General features: G+C 36.0%; 18 protein-coding genes. All 18 read left to right on the top strand.

Annotated features, from left to right (window positions below; translation table 11 throughout):
- Positions 1–181 precede the first annotated feature (181 nt).
- The 18 genes from TY11_RS07735 to yfmF all read left to right on the top strand — a co-directional run bounded on the left by TY11_RS07735 (position 182) and on the right by yfmF (position 21,636).
- The gene (locus TY11_RS07735) at positions 182–2,296 is read left to right on the top strand and encodes a polyribonucleotide nucleotidyltransferase (protein ID WP_042144745.1); all 2,115 of its coding nucleotides are present in this window, start codon (positions 182–184) and stop codon (positions 2,294–2,296) included.
- 195 nt (positions 2,297–2,491) lie between these two features.
- Positions 2,492–3,445: a polysaccharide deacetylase family protein gene (locus tag TY11_RS07730; protein WP_042144743.1), complete on the top strand. Its 954-nt coding sequence runs from the start codon at positions 2,492–2,494 to the stop codon at positions 3,443–3,445.
- A 20-nt stretch (positions 3,446–3,465) separates the two neighbouring features.
- Positions 3,466–4,686 (top strand): M16 family metallopeptidase, encoded by a 1,221-nt coding sequence (locus TY11_RS07725; protein WP_042144741.1) that lies wholly within the window; start codon positions 3,466–3,468, stop codon positions 4,684–4,686.
- Positions 4,687–5,479: 793 nt separating this feature from the next.
- Complete coding sequence (locus TY11_RS07720; RefSeq protein WP_042144739.1) at positions 5,480–5,713, top strand: YlmC/YmxH family sporulation protein; 234 nt, start codon at positions 5,480–5,482, stop codon at positions 5,711–5,713.
- 176 nt (positions 5,714–5,889) lie between these two features.
- Complete coding sequence (gene dpaA / locus TY11_RS07715; protein WP_042144737.1) at positions 5,890–6,783, top strand: dipicolinic acid synthetase subunit A; 894 nt, start codon at positions 5,890–5,892, stop codon at positions 6,781–6,783.
- A complete protein-coding gene (gene dpaB, locus TY11_RS07710) occupies positions 6,774–7,364 on the top strand; it encodes a dipicolinate synthase subunit B (protein WP_042144735.1) in 591 nt (196 codons plus the stop codon). Before dpaA ends, dpaB begins: the two co-directional genes overlap by 10 nt.
- 77 nt (positions 7,365–7,441) lie before the next feature.
- Positions 7,442–8,491: an aspartate-semialdehyde dehydrogenase gene (gene asd, locus TY11_RS07705; protein ID WP_042144733.1), complete on the top strand. Its 1,050-nt coding sequence runs from the start codon at positions 7,442–7,444 to the stop codon at positions 8,489–8,491.
- 27 nt (positions 8,492–8,518) lie between these two features.
- A complete protein-coding gene (dapG, locus tag TY11_RS07700) occupies positions 8,519–9,772 on the top strand; it encodes an aspartate kinase (RefSeq protein WP_042144732.1) in 1,254 nt (417 codons plus the stop codon).
- Between the two features lie 6 nt (positions 9,773–9,778).
- Positions 9,779–10,654 (top strand): 4-hydroxy-tetrahydrodipicolinate synthase, encoded by an 876-nt coding sequence (gene dapA, locus TY11_RS07695; RefSeq protein WP_042144730.1) that lies wholly within the window; start codon positions 9,779–9,781, stop codon positions 10,652–10,654.
- A gap of 229 nt (positions 10,655–10,883) precedes the next feature.
- A complete protein-coding gene (locus TY11_RS07690; RefSeq protein ID WP_042145250.1) occupies positions 10,884–11,624 on the top strand; it encodes a ClpP family protease in 741 nt (246 codons plus the stop codon).
- Complete coding sequence (locus TY11_RS07685) at positions 11,624–11,830, top strand: YlzJ-like family protein (protein WP_042144727.1); 207 nt, start codon at positions 11,624–11,626, stop codon at positions 11,828–11,830. The genes TY11_RS07690 and TY11_RS07685 overlap by 1 nt, the downstream gene beginning before the upstream one ends.
- Before the next feature lie 124 nt (positions 11,831–11,954).
- Positions 11,955–14,234 carry an FtsK/SpoIIIE family DNA translocase gene (locus TY11_RS07680; RefSeq protein ID WP_042144724.1) on the top strand — a complete coding sequence of 760 codons (2,280 nt, stop codon included), beginning with the start codon at positions 11,955–11,957 and terminating at the stop codon, positions 14,232–14,234.
- A gap of 306 nt (positions 14,235–14,540) precedes the next feature.
- On the top strand, positions 14,541–15,266 hold the full coding sequence (locus TY11_RS07675; protein ID WP_042144722.1) for a GntR family transcriptional regulator: 726 nt from the start codon (positions 14,541–14,543) through the stop codon (positions 15,264–15,266).
- A gap of 105 nt (positions 15,267–15,371) precedes the next feature.
- The gene (locus tag TY11_RS07670; RefSeq protein WP_042144721.1) at positions 15,372–16,478 is read left to right on the top strand and encodes a BMP family lipoprotein; all 1,107 of its coding nucleotides are present in this window, start codon (positions 15,372–15,374) and stop codon (positions 16,476–16,478) included.
- Positions 16,479–16,641: 163 nt separating this feature from the next.
- The gene (locus TY11_RS07665; RefSeq protein ID WP_042144720.1) at positions 16,642–18,183 is read left to right on the top strand and encodes an ABC transporter ATP-binding protein; all 1,542 of its coding nucleotides are present in this window, start codon (positions 16,642–16,644) and stop codon (positions 18,181–18,183) included.
- Positions 18,152–19,216: an ABC transporter permease gene (locus tag TY11_RS07660; RefSeq protein ID WP_042144717.1), complete on the top strand. Its 1,065-nt coding sequence runs from the start codon at positions 18,152–18,154 to the stop codon at positions 19,214–19,216. The genes TY11_RS07665 and TY11_RS07660 overlap by 32 nt, the downstream gene beginning before the upstream one ends.
- Positions 19,217–20,170 (top strand): ABC transporter permease, encoded by a 954-nt coding sequence (locus TY11_RS07655; protein WP_042144715.1) that lies wholly within the window; start codon positions 19,217–19,219, stop codon positions 20,168–20,170.
- A gap of 182 nt (positions 20,171–20,352) precedes the next feature.
- Positions 20,353–21,636 carry an EF-P 5-aminopentanol modification-associated protein YfmF gene (gene yfmF, locus TY11_RS07650; RefSeq protein ID WP_042144713.1) on the top strand — a complete coding sequence of 428 codons (1,284 nt, stop codon included), beginning with the start codon at positions 20,353–20,355 and terminating at the stop codon, positions 21,634–21,636.

Genomic DNA, 21,636 nt, shown 5'->3' with positions numbered 1-21,636 from the left:
ACATATAGGTAACACATATTATCAGCAGTCTCTCTTAGGACGCACAGATTTTTACAAAAATCATGAAAAGACATACTGACTTATCATTCGATAGGTAATTAACCAGTGATAAAATTTACATTAGAGTTTAATAAGTATAAAATAAATATAGAAGTGTTTTATGAAAGGAGTTTTAGTAATAATGGCGATTGAAAAACAAGTATTCTCCACAGAAATAGCCGGAAAACCATTTGTTGTTGAAATTGGAGAATTAGCAAAGCAAGCTGGTGGAGCTTGTATGGTGCAATATGGTGATTCGTCTGTTCTTAGTGTTGCCACTGCATCTAAGGAGCCAAAGGATTTGCCTTTCTTTCCATTAACAGTAAATTATGAAGAACGTCTATATGCAGTAGGTAAAATTCCTGGCGGGTTTATCAAAAGAGAAGGTAGACCAAGTGAAAAGGCTATCTTGGCATCAAGATTAATTGACAGACCAATTCGACCTTTATTCCCTGATGGCTTCCGCAATGAAGTACAAGTCATAAGTACAGTAATGAGTGTAGATCAAGACTGCTCTACTGAAATTGCTGCTATGGTTGGTTCATCCATTGCACTATCCATCTCTAATATTCCATTTGAACAACCAATTGCAGGGGTTCATGTTGGTAGAGTTAATGGCGAATTTATTATTAATCCAACTGTTGAGCAAGAGGCCCAGAGCGATATTGAACTAACTGTTGCTGGAACAAAGGATGCAATAAATATGGTTGAAGCAGGTGCAAATGAAGTACCTGAAGAAATAATGCTGGAAGCTATTATGTTTGGTCATAATGAAATTAAGCGACTTGTTGCATTCCAAGAAGAAATTGTACAAGCTATTCAACCCGAAAAATCGGAAGTTGTATTATTTGAACTTGATCAAGAGTTAAAAACAAAAGTAGAAGCTGAAGCACATGAAAAATTACTTGCTGCGATCCAAGTGAAGGAAAAGCATGCAAGAGAAACTGCTATTAGTGAAGTAAAAGCTGATATTTTAACTAGTTATCAGGAAGAAGAATCTGATGTTGTCAAACAAGTAAGTTCTATCCTTGATAAAATGGTTAAAGAAGAAGTACGTCGATTAATAACAAAAGAAAAGATTCGTCCAGATGGTCGTAAACCGGATGAAATACGCCCATTATCTTCCCGAATCGGAGTACTTCCAAGAACACACGGATCTGGTCTATTCACAAGAGGACAAACACAAGCATTAAGTGTATGTACACTGGGTGCACTAGGTGATGTGCAAATTTTAGATGGATTAGATTTAGAAGAATCTAAACGATTTATGCACCACTACAATTTCCCTCAATATAGTGTTGGGGAAACAGGACCAATGCGTGGACCTGGTCGCCGGGAAATAGGGCATGGAGCTCTCGGTGAAAGAGCACTAGAAAAAGTAATTCCTTCAGAGAAGGATTTTCCATATACAATGCGACTAGTATCAGAAGTGTTAGAATCAAATGGTTCAACGTCTCAGGCGAGTATTTGTGCAAGTACATTAGCTATGATGGATGCAGGTGTACCGATAAAAGCACCAGTTGCAGGTATCGCAATGGGACTTGTTAAATCTGGCGATGATTATACGATTCTAACAGATATTCAAGGAATGGAAGATGCATTAGGCGATATGGACTTTAAGGTTGCTGGAACTGAAAAAGGTGTTACAGCGCTACAAATGGACATCAAAATTGATGGTCTTTCAAGAGAAATCCTAGAAGAAGCCCTTACTCAAGCGAAAAAAGGACGTATGCAAATTTTAGAAAGTATGATGAAAACAATCTCTAAGCCGAAAGAGCAATTATCAGAATATGCTCCAAAGATTTTAACAATGAGTATTAATCCAGATAAGATCCGAGATGTAATAGGGCCAAGCGGTAAGCAAATCAATAAGATTATTGAAGAAACTGGCGTTAAGATTGATATTGAACAAGATGGTAGTGTCTTCATTTCATCAACAGATCCAGAAATGAATGAAAAAGCTAAAAATATTATTGAAGATATTGTACGAGAAGTAGAAGTTGGTCAAGTCTACTTAGGTACAGTGAAACGTATTGAAAAGTTTGGTGCATTTGTAGAAATCTTCAAAGGTAAAGATGGGTTAGTTCATATTTCAGAACTTGCTGAAGAGAGAACAAATAAAGTTGAAGATGTTGTTAAGATTGGTGATCAGATTATGGTAAAAGTAAAAGAAATTGATCATCAAGGAAGAGTTAACCTTTCTCGTAAAGCTGTTCTAAAAGAACAGAAAGAGAAAGCTGAAAAATCAACACTGTAATATTAATAAGAAGCTGGAAATCCAGTTTCTTTTTTTATTACATAGATATTCCTCAATATATTAGCTTATGCATTCCATCTCATGAAAAGGATACATAAAGGTACCAATACTTATGCATAATTGGATCGTGTTTCTGCTTTAGATTTTCATATCTTGTCCTCCTCACTCATATAAATGAGAGGGAGGAGTGATTATATGTATAACTATCGGAATTATATTAACTTAGTTGTTTTTGTAATTATTGTACTGCTTTCATTTAATATAAATGTTAATCCTTTCAAAATGGAAGATGAAGCTGTTTTTTCTCAACTTCCTGTCGTTAAATCTGAGGAAGATCCACTTTATAAAGAAATCCAAGAAAAAAGTACTTCCTATCATGATGAACCAAAAGATGCTTATATCGATCCTGTATGGAAAAAAACACCTGGGAGAAATGGGCGCCAAGTTGATGTAGATGCATCGTATTTGAGAATGAAAAAAGAAGGTAAATTTAATGAGAATTTACTTGTCTATAAACAAATAGCACCAAAGATTTCACTCGAGGATTTAGAAGCAGCTCCAATATACCGTGGTCATCCAGATAAGCAGATGGTATCTTTTTTAATCAATGTATCCTGGGGAACAGAGCATATCCCTGAAATCCTAAACATCCTTAATGAACATAAAATAAAAGCAACGTTTTTTCTTGAAGGGAAATGGGCTAAGGATAATGTAGATTATGTGAAAATGATTTTGGAACAAGGACATACTATTGGTAACCATGCTTACAATCACCCAGATATGGCAAGATTAAGTAGAACAGAGATTGTAAACCAAATAAAGGATACCAATGATGTAATTTATGCGATTACCGGTAAGAGGCCAAAGTGGTTTGCCCCACCTAGTGGGAGCTTCTCAGAAGAAGTGGTTGTTGTTGCGGATGAGTTAAAGATGAATACAATCTTATGGACGGTAGACACCGTAGATTGGAAGAATCCGACAGTAAATGTTATGATTAATCGAGTGATGGGAAAAATCCATCCAGGTGCAACCATATTAATGCATCCCACTCCTTCTATTGTTCAAGGACTACCATCACTAATAAAAGAAATTAAAGCGAAAGACTATAAAATAGGTACTATTGATAAATTATTATCTGAAACTCGATAGTTTTTACAGGAGGAACTAATTTGATTGAAAAACATACTAGTAATAATGGCATTCGCATTGTCTTAGAAAAAATACCAGCAGTTAGATCAGTTACAATTGGTATTTGGGTAAGGACGGGTTCAAGAAACGAAAATGAATTAAATAATGGAATCTCACACTTTTTGGAGCACATGTTTTTTAAAGGTACAGAAACACGCTCAGCGTCAGATATTGCCGAAGCTTTCGATGCAATTGGTGGACAGGTTAATGCCTTTACTTCAAAAGAATATACTTGTTTTTATGCTAGGGTCCTAGATACTCATAAAGATTATGCATTAGAAGTTTTGGCAGATATGTTCTTTAATTCGGCATTTGATCCGGAGGAAATGGAACGTGAAAAAAAAGTAGTATATGAAGAAATAAAAATGTATGAGGATACACCAGATGACATTGTACACGATTTATTAGCAAGAGCGTCCTATGGACGTCATCCATTAGGGTTTCCTATTTTAGGAACAGAAGATCATTTAAAAACATTTACTCCTGATACGTTAAGAGAATATATACATACGCAATATATACCAGAGAATGTAGTTGTCTCGGTAGCTGGGAATGTAGAAACTGATTTTATATCGAGAGTGGAGAGCTATTTTGGTCATTACGGTTCCATATTTGAGCGTTCAAAAATTCAGAAGCCTAATTTCTTAAGTGAAAAAATTGAGCGTCATAAAGATACAGAACAAGCTCATTTATGCATCGGTTACAACGGTTTACCGTTAGGAGCAAAGAATATTTACAGCTTAATTATTTTAAATAATGTTCTTGGCGGCAGCATGAGTTCAAGACTGTTCCAAGAAGTCCGGGAAAAGCGAGGACTTGCATACTCCGTATTCTCTTATCACTCTTCTTTCTTAGATCATGGTTTATTAACCATATACGCTGGAACAGGGAAGGACCAATTACCACTATTACAAGAAACTATCGAAAGTACAATCCTATCCATGAAGGAAAAAGGGTTAAACGATAAAGAGTTAAGAAATAGTAAGGAACAATTAAAAGGCAGTCTAATGCTAAGTTTGGAAAGCACGAATAGTCGAATGAGTAGAAATGGAAAAAATGAACTCCTCTTACAGCGTCATCGTTCCTTAGACGAAATGATTCAAGAAATTGATGCGGTGAGTCATGATTCTATTCGCGAGGTAATTGATTTTACATTTGGTGTTGAACCTTCAACAGCATTAATTGCACCAAAAATAGTTTAAATATCAATTAAAATAAATAGGCTTTTCCTAATAGATTTTTGCTATTCCTGGAATTTACCTATTTGTAGATATAAGCTGTGCGGTAACAACTATTGTCTTCTCCATAATTTAAATTGAGTAGTGAAGTGTTACGATACCGCTCCGGCAGAATACTCCGCTTTCACTTCCAGTAAAGGGGCGACATCTGCTCGAAAATACCTTCGCAGTGTCTGCCTTGCCGCGGGCACGGCCTCAACCAGGGTACTACTTGAACATGCATCTTTTGCGGGTCTTCGGACAAGTTCTATTCCCGCAGGACAAGGAAAGCTTCGGCAGCATTAACATCGCAAGAAGAAAATTGTTTTTTATTTTTCGAGGAGGCTCACCAGCCGCCCGCGGAAAGCTGAGTGTATTTCCATAGCGGGTATGTTGTTCTAACTAAATTCCTAGTACCGCACAGTTTCAATAAACTGTAGGAATACAGCCAATATACAACTAAAAATTTGTAATTGAGAGCATATCATTGGGTTTTCCTATTGATATGCTATTTTATTATAGATAAGGGATTTTCTATTGTAGTTTCGGTGGTCTTTTCTTAATAATTTATTACATAACTGTTTCGTGTTATAGAATATGGATAACGAAAATTAGTGTGACATTTTCTAACTTTTATTGGTAATTAACTTGAATAGTTAGTCTTGATACAGATAGAAGAGTACTAATTATAACTTCACAGACCCAAGTAGCAGATGAGGGAATACCAGGTATTCTTAAGCATATATATGAAGTAACCGTAAGATATGGAGGTGGATGAATGCGTTATAATGATATTAGCAATAAAGAAATAGTTAATATTTCCAATGGAAAACGTTTAGGAGTTCTGGGGCAAACCGATTTGGAGATTGATGAGCACACTGGTCAAATACACTCCTTTATCTTACCAAACTATAAATGGTTTGGATTGAAAAAAGAAGGTGAAGTAGCCAAGATACACTGGAATTCAATCCGTAAAATTGGTGAGGATATGATTATGATTGAAGCAGAATAATTTGGGTAAGGGCTAGTATCGGAGTAAAGATACTAGCCTTTTTTCTGTATTTTACCAACAAATATTCACTAACCGCCTATTAGAACATAAGCTATTAAGAAAAATGATTTAACTAACTATGAAAAACAATGTTGTCATGGATCTATTTATTCTGAAGTTGGAGGGTGTTCTTAGTAATGAAATTATTAATAGCTGTAATAGGCGGGGATGCGAGATATTTAGAATTAATTAGGCAGCTACAAGCTATTGAAAATATAGAACTTATTTTGGTCGGCTATGATAAGTTGGAACAAAGCTTTACCGGGTTAAACCAGACTGAATTCGAAGATCTAAATTGTGAGGAATTAGATATTGTCATATTACCAATCACAGGTACTGATGAGGAAGGAAAAGTTGAAACTGTTTTTTCTATAGAAGAAATTCGCATTACGGAAGCCTGGTTCCGTAGATTAAAAGAGAAGGCGGTAGTATTTACAGGAATAGCGAACGACCACTTAACGGAAATAACAACAAAGACTAAAACATCGTTAATCCCTTTACTAGACCGAGATGATGTGGCAATTTACAATTCAATTCCGACAGCTGAAGGAACTATTATGATGGCAATTGAGAATACGGATTATACGATTCATTCTTCAAGAGTAATTGTTACAGGGTTTGGTAGAGTTGGTAATACTGTTGCTAATAAGTTTGCTGCTTTAGGTGCAAAGGTATCTGTAGCAACAAGAAAATCAACGGATCTTGCTAGAATTACAGAAATGGGATTAACTCCAATTGAACTAAATAAATTACCAGAGTATACAAGTGAATGTGATTTGTTAATTAATACGATACCGGCAATGGTTATTACAAAGGAAGCGATACAAAATCTTCCATCAAATGCAGTGATTATTGATTTGGCATCAAAACCTGGTGGAACGGATTTTGACTACGCAAAACAAAGAGGAATAGAAGCTATTTTAGCTCGTAGTTTGCCTAGTATTGTAGCACCTAAAACAGCTGGTAAAATACTTGCAGACGTTATTATTCAAATATTAACAAAGGAAAAGGAGTTATTGGGATGGACTTAAAAGGGAAAAGAATTGGTTTTGGAGTTACTGGCTCCCACTGCACATATGAAGCGGTTTTCGGTCCAATGGAACGTTTGATGGAACTTGGTGCAGAAGTTGTTCCAGTGGTAACTTACACAGTTGCAAATATTGATACAAAGTTTGGAAAGGCTAAGGATCATATTGCAAGAATTGAAGAAATTACTGGTAAAGAGGTAATATCAACGATGCCAGGTGCTGAACCACTTGGACCCAAAAACCCTCTAGATTGTATGGTAATCGCTCCGATAACAGGTAATTCCATGAGTAAGTTTGCTAATGCCCAAACTGATTCTCCACCATTAATGGCTGCGAAAGCAACCATGAGAAACGGTAGTCCCGTAGTGTTAGGAATTTCTACAAATGATGCTTTAGGGTTGAATGGCGTTAATTTAATGCGCCTAATGTCTAGTAAATTTATATACTTTGTACCTTTTGGTCAGGATGACCCTTATAAAAAGCCGAATTCTTTAGTAGCAAAGATGGATTTATTACCAGATTCAATTAAATCTGCTTTAGAAGGTAAACAATTGCAACCAGTTTTAATTCCATTCTCAGAATAGTTTATGATAAAATAAAATCTTAAGAATTAAAGTGATTTTGAAAATTAAATTATCCGTCTGAGGAAGGAGTCATCATCATGACACAAAAAACTTATAATGTAGCGGTAGTTGGTGCAACAGGTGCAGTAGGTCAAAAAATTGTAAAACTATTAGAGGAAAAGAATTTTCCGGTCCAACAATTAAAGCTTCTCTCCTCAAAGCGTTCAGCTGGTACTACGGTTGATTTTAAGGGTAATGAAATAACTGTCGAAGAAGCAACGAATGATAGTTTTATAGATATAGATATAGCTTTGTTTTCTGCTGGAGGAGCGGTTTCAAAACAATTAGCTCCTGAAGCAGTTAAACGAGGTGTTGTTGTCGTGGATAATACAAGTGCTTATCGTATGGATGAGAATGTACCACTTGTCGTTCCGGAGGTAAATGGAGAAGATTTAGCTAATCATAAAGGCATCATAGCTAATCCAAATTGTTCTACCATTCAGATGGTAGCTGCTCTTAAACCAATACAAGATGCCTTTGGTTTAAAAAGAGTGATTGTTTCGACGTATCAGGCTGTGTCTGGTGCAGGAAATCAAGCAGTTGAAGAGTTACGATCACAAGCTGAAAATTTCTTAAATGAGGAAGAAATAAATCCAGAATTATTACCAGTAAAAGCGGATAAAAAGCATTACCCAATTGCTTTTAACGCATTACCTCAAATTGATTTGTTCCAAGATAATGGATATACATTTGAGGAAATGAAAATGATTAACGAAACAAAGAAAATCATGCATGCCCCCGAACTTCAGGTTACTGCTACTTGTGTTCGTCTTCCGTTTTTCACTTCTCATGCTGAAAGTGTATATATTGAAGTAGAGCAAGAAGGTTTAACCACGGAAGACTTATGGAGAGTATTAAGTAATGCAGATGGTATAACATTACAGGATGATCCTAGTGAGCAAGTTTATCCAACGCCACTCAGTGCTGCTGGTAAAACGGATGTGTTTGTTGGTCGAGTAAGAAAAGACTTGGATCAGGATAATGGTTTCCATATGTGGGTGGTATCTGACAACTTGCTTAAAGGTGCTGCATGGAATACAGTACAGATAGCTGAACGTGTTCTAGAAAAGGGGATGCTATTAAAATAAACTAAAGTTAGGTAGAGGTGTCAAAGTGTGCAGATATTAGTTCAAAAATTTGGTGGAACTTCTGTACAAGATAAACAATCTAGGGAACATGTAATTAACCATATAGAAAAAGCAGTAATAGATGGTTTTAAGCTTGTAGTCGTTGTATCTGCATTAGGTAGGAGGCCGAGTGCCTATGCAACTGATTCTCTTTTAGATTTAGTTGATTTTCCAGAGCATTCTATCACAAGTCGAGAACTGGATATGCTTATGGCTTGTGGAGAGATTATTTCCTCTGTTGTATTATCAAATGAATTAAAAAAGAAATCGATAAAATCTGTTGCGTTAACTGGAGCGCAAGCTGGTATTTTAACAAATGCAGATTATAATCAAGCAAAAATAAAAGAAGTTAATCCAACACGTATACAGAATGAATTTAAACAATACGATGTAGTAGTAGTGGCAGGCTTTCAAGGAAAAAATGCACTTGGAGAACTCACAACTCTAGGTCGTGGTGGAAGCGATACATCAGCCGCTGCGTTAGGTGCTGCGCTGAAAGCAAGTAGAATTGAAATATTTACAGATGTTAATGGGATCATGACAGCAGATCCAAGAGTAGTAAAAAACGCACGTGCATTAGATATTGTGTCCTATCGGGAGATATGCAACCTAGCATATCAAGGTGCTAAAGTGATACATCCAAGAGCGGTGGAAATAGCGATGCATGCAAAAGTTCCAATTCTTGTTCGCTCAACATATGAAAAAAGTGGAGGAACTTTAGTAACCACAGAAACTAGTAAAACTCTAGGAGTGGATGTGTCTGATCGCTTAGTAACAGGGATAGCTCATCTAGCAAATATTTCACAGATAAAAGTTCAAACCAAGGAAAAAGAAGCCTATCGAATGCAATCCGAAGTATTTAGAGCAATGGCAGATGCTGGAATATCAATCGATTTTATTAATATATATCCTACGGGTGTGGTTTACACTGTACCAGATGTACAAACGAAGAAGGCAACTGCAATACTAAAAGAGAACGGCTTCAAGCCGAACGTAATGAAGGACTGCACAAAGGTTTCTGTAGTTGGTGCCGGTATGACAGGTGTTCCTGGGGTTGCCTCAAGAATTGTGCAGGCATTAACTGGGCAAGGAGTTCAAATATTACAATCTGCTGATAGCCACACTACAATTTGGGTCTTGATTCCCAACAAAGATGTTTATAAAGCCGTAAACGCTTTGCACGAGGAATTCAATTTATCTAGGGAATCGACAATTTTACATGATTTTCTAACAGAAAGGTGAGTTTATATGAACTTTGGTAAAATTTTAACTGCTATGATTACACCATTCGATGAAAATGGGGAAATCAACTTTGATGAAACAACAAAATTAGTTAACTATCTGCTAGAAAATGGTACAGAAGGATTAGTAGTTGCTGGTACTACAGGTGAATCTCCTACACTCACAACAAAAGAAAAGATTGCACTATTCTCACACGTTGTTAAAATTGTCGATAAACGTGTACCGGTAATCGCAGGTACAGGTGGAAATAATACAAAAAGCTCCATTGAATTAACGAAGGAAGCAGAGAGATGTGGCGTTGATGCTATTATGCTTGTTGCCCCGTACTATAATAAACCAAACCAACGTGGATTGTATGAACACTTTAAAGCAATAGCTAATGAGACGTCACTTCCAGTAATGTTATATAATATACCCGGTCGTTCTGTAGTTAAGATGACTTCTGAAACTATCATCGAATTAAGCAAGATTGAAAACATTGTTTCTGTAAAAGAAGCAAGTGGAGATTTAGATCAAGCAGCTATCATTATTGAGAATACTAGTGAGGATTTTACAGTATACAGTGGGGATGATGGTCTTACTTTACCTATGCTGGCTATAGGTGGAGATGGGATTGTCTCAGTTGCATCCCATGTTATAGGAAATGAAATGCAAGAAATGGTTCAAGCATTTAACGATGGAAATATCAAAAGTGCAGCCTCAATTCATCGTAAGTTATTGTCGATTATGAACGGATTGTTCGAAGCACCATCACCTACACCTGTAAAAGCCGCTCTAGTTCTTAAAGGGATTAATCCTGGAGGAGTTCGCCTTCCTCTAGTTCCACTAACAGAAGTTGAGGAAAACAACGTAAGAACGCTATTAGAGAGCCTAAACAAATAAGTAGTTTAAGTACAGTGTATTAATTATTTTCCTTTCAAATGACTATCAAATTTGGTAGTCATTTTTTAATTTTTTGTTGATTTATATTGGTAAAACCCATTCCTAGTTACAAATTATTAATCCACCGGTTTGAACGACACTTTGGGGAATCACTTCAAAGTGAGAATTTATTTACAGTTTCTCGTTCATACTATATCTATAGTTATTTTTGAAAGGAGTGCATTTCATGATGAATAAAGATGCAGAAAAAAAAGAGGATCAAGAAGAACAAGAGGAACAATCAGGTCCATCATCTCTAGTACAGAAGATTCAAGCACTTGGTCAAACGAACGTTCCACAAGCACCAGATTCAAATGTACATGTTCTATCGATTATTGGACAAGTAGAAGGACATATACAATTACCACCACAAAATAAAACAACAAAATATGAACACTTATTGCCTCAATTAATTGCAATCGAGCAAAATCCTAAAATAGAAGGTGTAATAATATTATTAAATACAGTTGGAGGGGACGTAGAAGCAGGCCTGGCTCTATCGGAAATGATTGCTTCATTATCTAAGCCAACAGTATCAATTGTACTTGGTGGTGGACACTCTATTGGGGTACCTATTGCGGTTTCGACTGATTACTCCTTTATCGTGCCAACTGCTACGATGACGATTCATCCTGTTCGCCTAACAGGTCTTGTAATTGGTGTACCACAGACTTTTGAGTATCTAGATAAAATGCAAGAAAGAGTAATTAATTTTGTCGTCAAACATTCTAATATTCAAGAAGAAAAATTTAAGGATTTAATGTTTGCAAAAGGAAATTTAACTCGGGACATTGGAACAAATGTTATTGGTACAGATGCAGTTGAGTATGGCTTGATTGACGAAGTTGGTGGTGTAAAAGAGGCAATGGTAAAAATCAACGAATTTATAACTCAAGCAAAAGGGAACGGAGAACAGGAGGTTATCCAATAATGATATTGTATACACCATTATCTGAATCTGATATCTTTCCTACAGCTGAAAATGTTTACACAAACCGCCAATGTGTTACATATGACGGGAGAACTGTTTTTGTCGAAAAAAACAGTAATGGTGAGTATCAACTCGTACAATTATTGTCGACAGATCCACAAGACTACCTAAATGATAAGTATATACCTGGCTCTATATTATCCTAATATAAATCGTTAAATTTGTTTGAATATGGTATACTATTAATAATCAACAAGATGATAATACCCTTGCCAAAACTTGGCAGGGGTTTAAATTTCAGAACAGCAGTGAAGTGTAAGAGGTGAGCATATGGCGAAGAAGAGAAGAAGAAAAAAGAAGAAAAATTCACTGAAAAAACAAGTACAGTTTGAACTGCTTGGCCTATTATTCATTTTTCTAGCAATCTTTGGAAGTGGTGCTAGTGCAATAAGTGATGGAGCGATTCCTGGTGGTTTAGAACATATTTTTCGATTTTTCTTAGGGATATGGTACTTTACTGCGTCTCTATTTTTACTTGTAATTGGTGCATATTTAGTTATTAAGAGACGTTATCCAAACTTTTTACATAAGAAAATGATAGGATTTTATATTATTTTACTAGGAACCTTGCTCTATACTCATATTCAAACGTATGAGAGTTTACTAGCAACTTCAAGCGATTCTTCAATTTTAAGAGCAACTTGGGATAATTTTTTTAATTTTGTTGGAGATAACTCATCGGCAGGTCAAATAGGTGGTGGAATGATTGGAGCATTCCTGTTTGCATTTTGTTATTATTTATTTTCATCTGTTGGAGCACAGATTGTCGCTATTTTTTCTATCGTAATTGGTCTAATCTTCCTGACCGAGTTTTCAATAGGTGATTTCTTTACTAAAATTGGAAAACAAAGTAAACATAAGATAAAGAAACTAAAAGAAAGAGTGAAACCAGGTCAACATAAGAAAAAGAATAAAAACAAAGATGAAGAACTAGATGATAGACTCGTAACCATGGATCCGATAATAGAGACAAAAGCAGAAGAATTTCCTGATGTTACTTATGCTTTTGAAGAACATATTGCTCCTAAGACTAATGTAGTTGAACAGCAAGAGAGTAAAAAAGAAATTGAAGAAGATCCAGAAGATGATGTAGAAGTAATGCCCATGGCAGAAGTGGAAAATCCTGAATACATTTTGCCATCACCAAACTTACTAATTGAACCGGCACATAACTCACAATATCATGATAAGGCCCAGATACAGTCGGTAGTAAGAAAGTTAGAAAGAACCTTCCATAGTTTTGGAGTAAAAGCAAGAGTTACAAAGGTAAACGTTGGCCCCGCAGTGACAAAGTATGAAGTTTACCCAGAAGCAGGTGTGAAAGTTAGTAAGATTGTTAGTTTACATGATGATTTAGCACTTGCCCTTGCAGCGAAGGATATTCGTATTGAAGCTCCAATTCCAGGTAAATCAGCAGTTGGTATTGAAGTACCAAACCAAGAAATTGCTATGGTATCACTTCGGGAAGTATTAGATAGTACAGGAACTAACCAATCTTCTAAACTATTAGTTGGTCTCGGAAAAGATATTTCAGGTGATGCCGTATATACTGAGTTAAATAAGATGCCACATTTATTAATCGCAGGTGCAACAGGTAGTGGTAAAAGTGTCTGTGTGAATGGCATTATTACAACCATCTTAATGCGTGCTAAGCCGCATGAAGTAAAAATGATGATGATTGACCCGAAAAAGGTAGAATTAAATGTCTATAATGGCATCCCACATTTATTAGCACCAGTTGTAACGGATCCAAAAAAAGCATCCCGTGCTCTGAAAAAAGTTGTCGCGGAGATGGAAAGACGGTATGAATTATTTTCAGATACTGGGACAAGAAATATAGAGGGATATAATGAATATATTCGAAAATATAATCGGACAGTAGATGACAATGACGGACAGCCAAATCTTCCTTATATTGTCGTGATTGTTGATGAGTTGGCTGATCTAATGATGGTTGCATCTAGTGATGTAGAGGATTCAATTACTAGACTTGCACAGATGGCAAGGGCAGCTGGTATTCACTTAATTATTGCAACACAAAGACCGTCGGTGGATGTTATTACAGGGGTAATAAAAGCAAATATTCCATCACGAATTGCCTTTAGTGTATCTTCATCAACAGATTCCCGAACAATTCTAGACTCAGGGGGAGCTGAAAAACTTCTTGGTCGTGGGGATATGTTATTCTTACCTGTCGGTTCTTCTAAACCAATACGTGTTCAAGGGGCATTTTTATCGGATGAAGAAGTAGAAAGAATTGTTGATCATTGTATCGAACAACAAAAAGCTAGTTATCAAGAGGAAATGATTCCTGAGGAAACCAATGACATGGTGGAAGAAGTCGATGATGAACTGTATGATGATGCAGTACAACTCATAACAGAAATGCAAAGTGCAAGTGTCTCTATGTTACAAAGAAGATTTCGTATTGGTTATACTAGGGCCGCTCGTTTGATAGATGCAATGGAAGCAAGAGGGATTGTAGGCCCATACGAGGGAAGTAAGCCACGTACCGTATTGGTATCTCAAACCGAAGAAAAAACTTCATAGAAATGTTAGTATAGAATAAGGACTAGGTGATACTGTATAACTATATCGTGTCATCTTGTCCTTTACTAATTTGAAAAGAGAAGAGCCATATTTTTGTGACTTTTCTATACATTGGAACCGCTATATGACTGCTTTTTAACTGGTTTCGATCTATATAGTATAACATTTAAAAATAAAGTATTGATTTTTTAACAAAACTATTTATTTGTTTTGAAATTAATGATATATTATTCAAGGTATGGTTGTCAGTATTTGTCGGAAATCCTACATACTCGAGGTTATAGAGCAAATACTAGGGGGTTCTTTATGTCAATTAAGTCTGACTCTAGGCATTTATATTTACAAGTTATCGACAAAATTAAACATGATATTGAAACCGGTATATATAATGCGAATGAAAAGCTTCCTTCAGAATTCGAGCTTTCTAAAAATTTAGGTGTATCTAGAGCTACATTAAGAGAAGCCCTTCGATTGTTAGAAGAAGATAATGTTGTAACGAGAAAACATGGGGTTGGTACATTCGTTAATCCAAAGCCAATTGTTTCATCCGGTATTGAACAACTAACTAGTGTTACCTATATGATCGAACAAGCTGGTAAGAAACCTGGATCACAGTACTATTCAACAGAAATAATAGAACCAACGGAGGAAGAACGACAAAAATTTAAACCCTATGATTTAGCTAAGCTTGTAAAGATTGAGCGGATTCGTACAGCAGATGGGAAACCGGTGGTCTTTTGTATTGATAAACTACCACAGGGTTTAATTCCAAATGAAGCAGCCCATAGGGAAGATTCATTGTTTAAGATCATAGAAGAACACGCTAGTAATCGAATCAGCTATGCAATAACTTATATTGAACCTGTTGGTTACCACGAAAAAATTTTTAATATATTAAACTGCGATTTTGATCAATCCCTATTATTACTGAAACAAATGCATTATACAGAAGACGATGAACCAGTTTTATATTCTTTAAACTATTTTCGTTCTGATGTATTTAGTTTCCATGTATTAAGGAAACGTATATAAATTTCCTAACCTTTTAGGGGGTGATTTCGGGACTTTTGTAGGAAAAGTAACATAGTAGTACATTACTAAAAATACTTATTTAAATTCTTTATGGGGGTAATATTCATGAAAAAATTAAGCTTTTTGTTAGTGTTAATCCTTGGATTAGGATTACTTTTAGCTGCATGTGGTGGCGGAGACGACAACAAAGACAGCGGTAACAAAGATAACGCTGGAGATGATGCTACAAATGAAGAAGCTACAGATTTTAAAGTTGGTATGGTAACAGACCTTGGTGGAGTTGATGACAAATCATTTAACCAATCGTCTTGGGAAGGTTTAAAATCATTTGGTGAGAAGAATGGTCTAACTGAAGGTGAAGGCTTTGCTTATGAACAATCAAATAGTAAAGAAGATTACATTCCAAACTTAACGCGTCTTGTGCGTAATGATTTTGATTTAGTTTATGGAATTGGTTTTGAACTTAAAGAGGATTTAACAACGATTGCAGAACAAAATTCAGATACACACTTTGGTATTGTTGATGATGTTATCGATTTACCAAACGTTGTAAGTATTACATTTAAAGAACATCAAGGATCATTCCTTGTTGGGGTTGCTGCAGCATTAAAAACAAAAACAAATAAACTTGGGTTTGTTGGGGGAATCGATTCTCCTTTAATTAATAAATTTGAAGCTGGTTTTATTGCTGGTGCAAAGTCTGTAAATCCGGATATCGAAGTTGATGTACAATATGCTGAAAGCTTTGGGGACCCAGCAAAAGGTAAATTAATTGCTACAAATATGTATAACAATGGTGTTGATATCATTTATCATGCTTCTGGTGCAACTGGAAACGGTGTATTTAACCAAGCGAAAGACTTGAAGCAAAATGATCCTGATAGTGAAATTTGGGTAATCGGTGTTGACCGTGACCAGCATGAAGAAGGTAAGGTTGGCGATACTAACGTAACACTTACTTCTATGATTAAACGTGTAGATGTAGCTGTTGAAGATGTTGCAACAAAGTCAATGAATGGTGAGTTCCCTGGCGGTGAGCTTCTAGAATTTGGTATTGAAGAAGATGGTATTGGTTATGCAACTACAAATAAAGATGCTATGACTGAAGAAATTATTAGCACTGTTGATGAGTGGAAAGAAAAACTTCTAAACGGTGAAGTAGTAGCTCCTACTACTCGTGAAGAATTAGAAACATTCTTAGAAAGCCTTTAAAAAGCATGGAAAAGGCCTTTAATGGTCTTTTCCTATCTTTTTTTACATTAAAATCTTCAAATGAAGAAGATGTTTGGCGTCTTTTTCATTTGGTGATTTTATACTAATGAAATCCTAAATATTATATAAACTATTGATTGATAATTAAAGAGGGGTGACATTTGTGGAATACGTGATTGAAATGTTGAATATCCGTAAAGAATTTCCGGGTATAGTTGCAAACGATAACATTACAGTCCAGTTAAAAAAAGGGGAGATTCACGCGCTTTTAGGAGAGAATGGTGCTGGAAAGTCCACTTTAATGAACGTATTATTTGGGTTATACCAACCTGAGGCAGGAGAAATCCGAGTAAAAGGTGAAAAAGTTAATATCACAAACCCGAATATTGCAAATGAACTAGGGATTGGAATGGTTCACCAACATTTTATGCTTGTAGAACCTTTTACCGTTACACAAAATATTATCCTAGGAAGTGAACCAAAGGGTATCTTTGGTAGTATCAATATTAAGAAAGCGGAAAAAGAGATTCAAGAGATTTCAGACCGTTATGGATTAAAGGTAGATCCATCTGCAAAGATTAGTGATATTTCAGTTGGTATGCAGCAACGTGTAGAAATATTAAAAACTCTATATCGTGGTGCTGAGGTGCTAATTTTTGATGAACCTACCGCAGTTTTAACGCCACAAGAAATACATGAACTGATGGATATTATGAAGTCTCTAGTAAAAGAAGGTAAATCAATTATTTTAATCACACACAAGTTAAAAGAGATTATGGAAGTTTGTGATCGTTGTACCGTTATTCGTAAAGGTCAAGGAATCGGGACTGTTGAAGTGAAAGATTCGAATCCAGATGAACTTGCTTCACTAATGGTAGGACGCGAAGTTAACTTTAAAACGGAGAAAAAACCTTCAAATCCTAAAGACATAGTACTTCATATAGAAAATCTATTTGTTCAGGATGTTAGAAAAGTAGATTTAGTTAAAGGTTTAAATCTAGATGTACGTGCTGGTGAGATTGTGGGGATTGCTGGTGTTGATGGGAATGGACAATCTGAGCTCATAGAAGCCATAACAGGACTGACGAAATCCCGCTCAGGAAAGATTAAATTAAAAGAAAAAGATATTACGAATCTGAGTCCAAGAAATGTAACAAAAAGTGGATTAGGCCATATTCCGCAAGATAGACATAAATATGGATTAGTACTTGATTATCCTATTGGCGCTAATATGGTTCTGCAGACGTACTACAAAAAACCATATTCAAAAGTTTCCGTATTGAACTATAATGAAATTTACGATAAAGCAAAAGAACTTATTAAAGAATATGATGTTAGGACTCCAAGTGAGTTTACTCCTGCTCGTGCACTATCTGGAGGAAATCAGCAAAAGGCTATTATTGGACGAGAAATTGACCGTTCTCCTGACTTGTTAATTGCAGCGCAACCAACACGTGGTCTTGATGTTGGAGCAATCGAATTTATTCATAGGAAATTAATTGAAGAACGAGATAAAGGCCGAGCTGTTTTACTCGTATCCTTTGAACTGGACGAGATTATGAATGTAAGTGATCGTATCGCGGTAATGTTTGACGGGAAAATAGTTGCTAATCTGAAACCTGAAGAAACAGATGAACAAGAGCTTGGACTATTGATGGCAGGTAGCACAACAAATGAGGCAGGTGATTCAAGTGAAGTCAAATAATCGTTTGTTTGGTATTCTCGTACCCATTATTTCCGTTCTACTTGGATTAATTGTTGGTGCCATTATCATGCTTATTTCTGGACATAATCCTATAGAAGGATACATTGCCTTATGGAATGGTGCTTTTTATGATGAATTTACAATAGGTGAAACAATTAGGAGAATAACACCACTTATTTTAACTGGTCTTGCGATTGCTTTTGCATTTCGTTCGGGACTATTTAATATCGGTGCTGAAGGACAGGTTATCATTGGTTGGCTTGCGGCAGTATGGGTTGGTCTTATAGTTGACGCACCAATGATTATTCACCTACCACTTGCAGTTTTAGCAGGTGCTCTTGCAGGTGGGCTTTGGGGATTCGTTCCTGGGTTATTAAAAGCAAAACTTGGTGTTCATGAGGTTATCGTTACGATCATGATGAACTATATTGCGTTATACGTTTCCAATGAGATTGTTCGTTCTGTTTTGACAGATCATGATACATCAACTGAAAAAATTGCTGCAACAGCATCCCTAGGATCAGAATGGTTACAGGCTTTAACTTTTTATTCTCGTATGCATTATGGTATTTTAATTGCCTTATTTGCAGCATTAATCATGTGGTTTATTATCGACCGCACAACGATTGGCTATGAATTAAAAGCAGTTGGTTTTAACCGCCATGCTTCTAAATATGCTGGTATGAATGTTAGTAAAAATATTATCTTATCCATGGTAATATCTGGTGCCTTTGCTGGTCTAGCTGGTGTAATGGAAGGACTAGGAACGTATGGTAATGTTTCTGTAATATCAGGATTTACAAATCTTGGTTTTGATGGGATCGCAGTTGCATTACTTGGTGCGAATAATCCTTTAGGGGTTGTCCTAGCCGCAATCCTATTCGGAGTATTAAAAGAAGGGGCAGGAGAAATGCCTAGTGCTGGTGTACCAACTGAACTCGTTGATATTATCATTGCTATCATTATCTTCTTTGTTGCTTCAAGCTATATTATTCGCTGGGCATTAACTCGCTTTAAAAAGGAGGGGAAATAAATGCTCGATATCTTAGCATCAATTGTACCAACAGTTTTATTCTTCTCAGCACCACTTATATTTACTGCATTAGGTGGGGTTTTTAGTGAACGCTCAGGAGTTATTAACATTGGATTAGAAGGTTTAATGGTAATGGGTGCTTTTGTTGGTATCGTCTTTAACCTTGCATTTGCAGATGTTTTTGGTGGATTAACTCCTTGGATTTCTATTATTGTTGCGATGGTAGCAGGAGCTCTATTCTCTGTTATTCATGCTGTAGCTTCGGTTTCATTTAGAGCTGACCAAACAGTTAGCGGTGTTGCGATTAACATGCTAGCACTTGGGGTAGGGGTTTACTTGACAAAGGTTTGGTATGGAAAAGGGCAAACAGACATGGTTGCTGAGCCATTTAATTCTCAAACCATACCAGTTCTTTCGAAAATCCCGATTATTGGACCTATCTTTTTTGAAGGTGTTTATGTTACTTCTTACGTTGCAATTATAGTTGCTTTTATTGCATGGTTCGTCTTATACAAAACAGCTTTTGGATTACGTCTACGTGCCGTTGGGGAGCATCCTATGGCTGCAGATACAAACGGAATTAATGTTTCAAAAATGCGTTATATTGCCGTAATACTCTCTGGAGCATTAGGTGGATTAGGTGGCTCTGTGTTTGCCTTAACAATCGTGTCAAACTTCTCTCATGCAACGATTGTTGGACAAGGATTTATGTCACTAGCAGCTGTTATCTTTGGTAAATGGCATCCACTTGGTGCAATGGGAGCTGCATTATTCTTTGGTTTCGCTCAAAGTTTAAGTATTGTAAGCTCTGGAATACCAGTATTAGAAAATATTCCACAGATTTTCTTACTAATCGCACCTTATGTCTTAACAATCCTAGCATTAGCAGGATTCATTGGACGTGCAGATGCTCCACGAGCAAACGGTATTCCTTACATTAAAGGTAATAGATAATTGATAACGAAAAACTGGTTATTCGATAAAAAAACTGACTTGAATGTTTTATTTCAAGTCAGTTTTTTTTGTTACTTAACATATAAATGGTAAACTATGGTTATTAATAAAACGTTCATTGATTATGAAAAAACGTACAAACTACAGAATATGTAGGAATGCAAAAAAATGGAGGAAAAAGTATGGTAACCATTAAGGAAGAGGTAAAAAAATATAATGGACTTAATGTTCATTTTGTACCAAATGAAAAGTTTAAAACGGTTCATATCGTCGTTAAATTCCGTGCACCTTTAAGTCGTGAAACAATCACAAAGAGAGCGTTGTTACCTTATGTGCTGCAACAAGGACCTAATAAATATCCGAGTCGGAAGGAATTACAAATTGCTCTTGATAATTTATATGGTGCTGTACTTTCAATTGATGGCGGAAAAAAAGGTAATAGCCATATTCTCAGCTTTAGACTAGAAGTAGCAAATGAAAAGTTCATACCAAATGAGTCGAATATCATTGAAGAGGCGGTTGGATTACTAAATGAGGTTATTTTCCACCCTAATATTGATGGTAATAGTTTTCAGGAGCAGGTGTTTAACAGAGAAAAAGAAACGCTCAGACAAAAGATTAAATCTATTGTCGATGATAAAATGAAATATGCGAATATGAGGTTAATCGATGAGATGTGCGAGGGAGAGATCTATCAAACACATGTTAGTGGTTATGAAGAAGATCTTTCTAGTTTAACGGCCCAAGATTTATATCAATACTATAAAGATCTTTTAGAAAACGATCAAATTGATATATATGTTTTAGGAGATATTGAAGTGAATAAAATGGAACAAGTGATTTCTTCAACTTTTAAAAGGGAAGGTAATCAGAAAACCGAGAAAAAAGTGGAGACAGATAAAAGCCCTTCCTCAAAAGAGGTAAAGGAAGTTATTGAAGAGCAAAATGTTCAACAGGCTAAGCTGCACATCGGTTATCGAACAAATATTCTTTTTCAGGACTCCAAGTATCCCGCATTACAGGTGTTTAATGGGGTTTTAGGTGGTTTTCCCGGCTCAAAACTGTTTATTAATGTACGAGAAAAGAATAGCCTTGCTTATTATGCGTCTTCCAGGTTAGAAAGTCATAAGGGTCTTTTACTTGTATTTAGTGGTATCGCACCGAAAGACTACCAAAAAGCACGGGATATTATGGAAGAGCAAATGACAGCGATGAAAGATGGCGATATTACCAATGATGAACTTAAGGAAACAAAGGATTTAATTGTGAATTCTCTTCTTGAAACATTAGATCATCCACAAGGAATAATTGAGATGCTATATCAACAAGTAATTGCTGATACTCGGATTAGCCCAGATCAACTTATCGAGAATATCCAGAAAGTAACACTAGAAGAAGTAATTGAAGTTGGTAAAAGCATTGAAGAAGATACTGTATACCTATTAACTAGTAAAGGGGGAGAGTAA

The sequence above is a fragment of the Paucisalibacillus algeriensis genome, assembly GCF_000577245.1.
Classification (GTDB): Bacteria; Bacillota; Bacilli; order Bacillales; family Amphibacillaceae; genus Ornithinibacillus.
The sequence above is the reverse complement of the archived record's forward strand: the minus strand, read 5'-3'. Positions and strand labels throughout refer to the sequence as shown.

Excerpts from the sequence above, each read along its gene's own strand:
- asd (WP_042144733.1), top strand. The coding sequence starts at position 7,442 with ATGACACAAAAAACTTATAATGTAGCGGTAGTTGGTGCAACAGGTGCA.
- TY11_RS07720 (WP_042144739.1), top strand. The coding sequence starts at position 5,480 with ATGCGTTATAATGATATTAGCAATAAAGAAATAGTTAATATTTCCAAT.
- yfmF (WP_042144713.1), top strand. The coding sequence starts at position 20,353 with ATGGTAACCATTAAGGAAGAGGTAAAAAAATATAATGGACTTAATGTT.
- TY11_RS07670 (WP_042144721.1), top strand. The coding sequence starts at position 15,372 with ATGAAAAAATTAAGCTTTTTGTTAGTGTTAATCCTTGGATTAGGATTA.
- TY11_RS07735 (WP_042144745.1), top strand. The coding sequence starts at position 182 with ATGGCGATTGAAAAACAAGTATTCTCCACAGAAATAGCCGGAAAACCA.
- TY11_RS07655 (WP_042144715.1), top strand. The coding sequence starts at position 19,217 with ATGCTCGATATCTTAGCATCAATTGTACCAACAGTTTTATTCTTCTCA.
- TY11_RS07690 (WP_042145250.1), top strand. The coding sequence starts at position 10,884 with ATGAATAAAGATGCAGAAAAAAAAGAGGATCAAGAAGAACAAGAGGAA.
- TY11_RS07660 (WP_042144717.1), top strand. The coding sequence starts at position 18,152 with ATGAGGCAGGTGATTCAAGTGAAGTCAAATAATCGTTTGTTTGGTATT.
- TY11_RS07685 (WP_042144727.1), top strand. The coding sequence starts at position 11,624 with ATGATATTGTATACACCATTATCTGAATCTGATATCTTTCCTACAGCT.
- dapA (WP_042144730.1), top strand. The coding sequence starts at position 9,779 with ATGAACTTTGGTAAAATTTTAACTGCTATGATTACACCATTCGATGAA.
- dpaB (WP_042144735.1), top strand. The coding sequence starts at position 6,774 with ATGGACTTAAAAGGGAAAAGAATTGGTTTTGGAGTTACTGGCTCCCAC.
- TY11_RS07730 (WP_042144743.1), top strand. The coding sequence starts at position 2,492 with ATGTATAACTATCGGAATTATATTAACTTAGTTGTTTTTGTAATTATT.
- TY11_RS07675 (WP_042144722.1), top strand. The coding sequence starts at position 14,541 with ATGTCAATTAAGTCTGACTCTAGGCATTTATATTTACAAGTTATCGAC.
- dpaA (WP_042144737.1), top strand. The coding sequence starts at position 5,890 with ATGAAATTATTAATAGCTGTAATAGGCGGGGATGCGAGATATTTAGAA.
- TY11_RS07680 (WP_042144724.1), top strand. The coding sequence starts at position 11,955 with ATGGCGAAGAAGAGAAGAAGAAAAAAGAAGAAAAATTCACTGAAAAAA.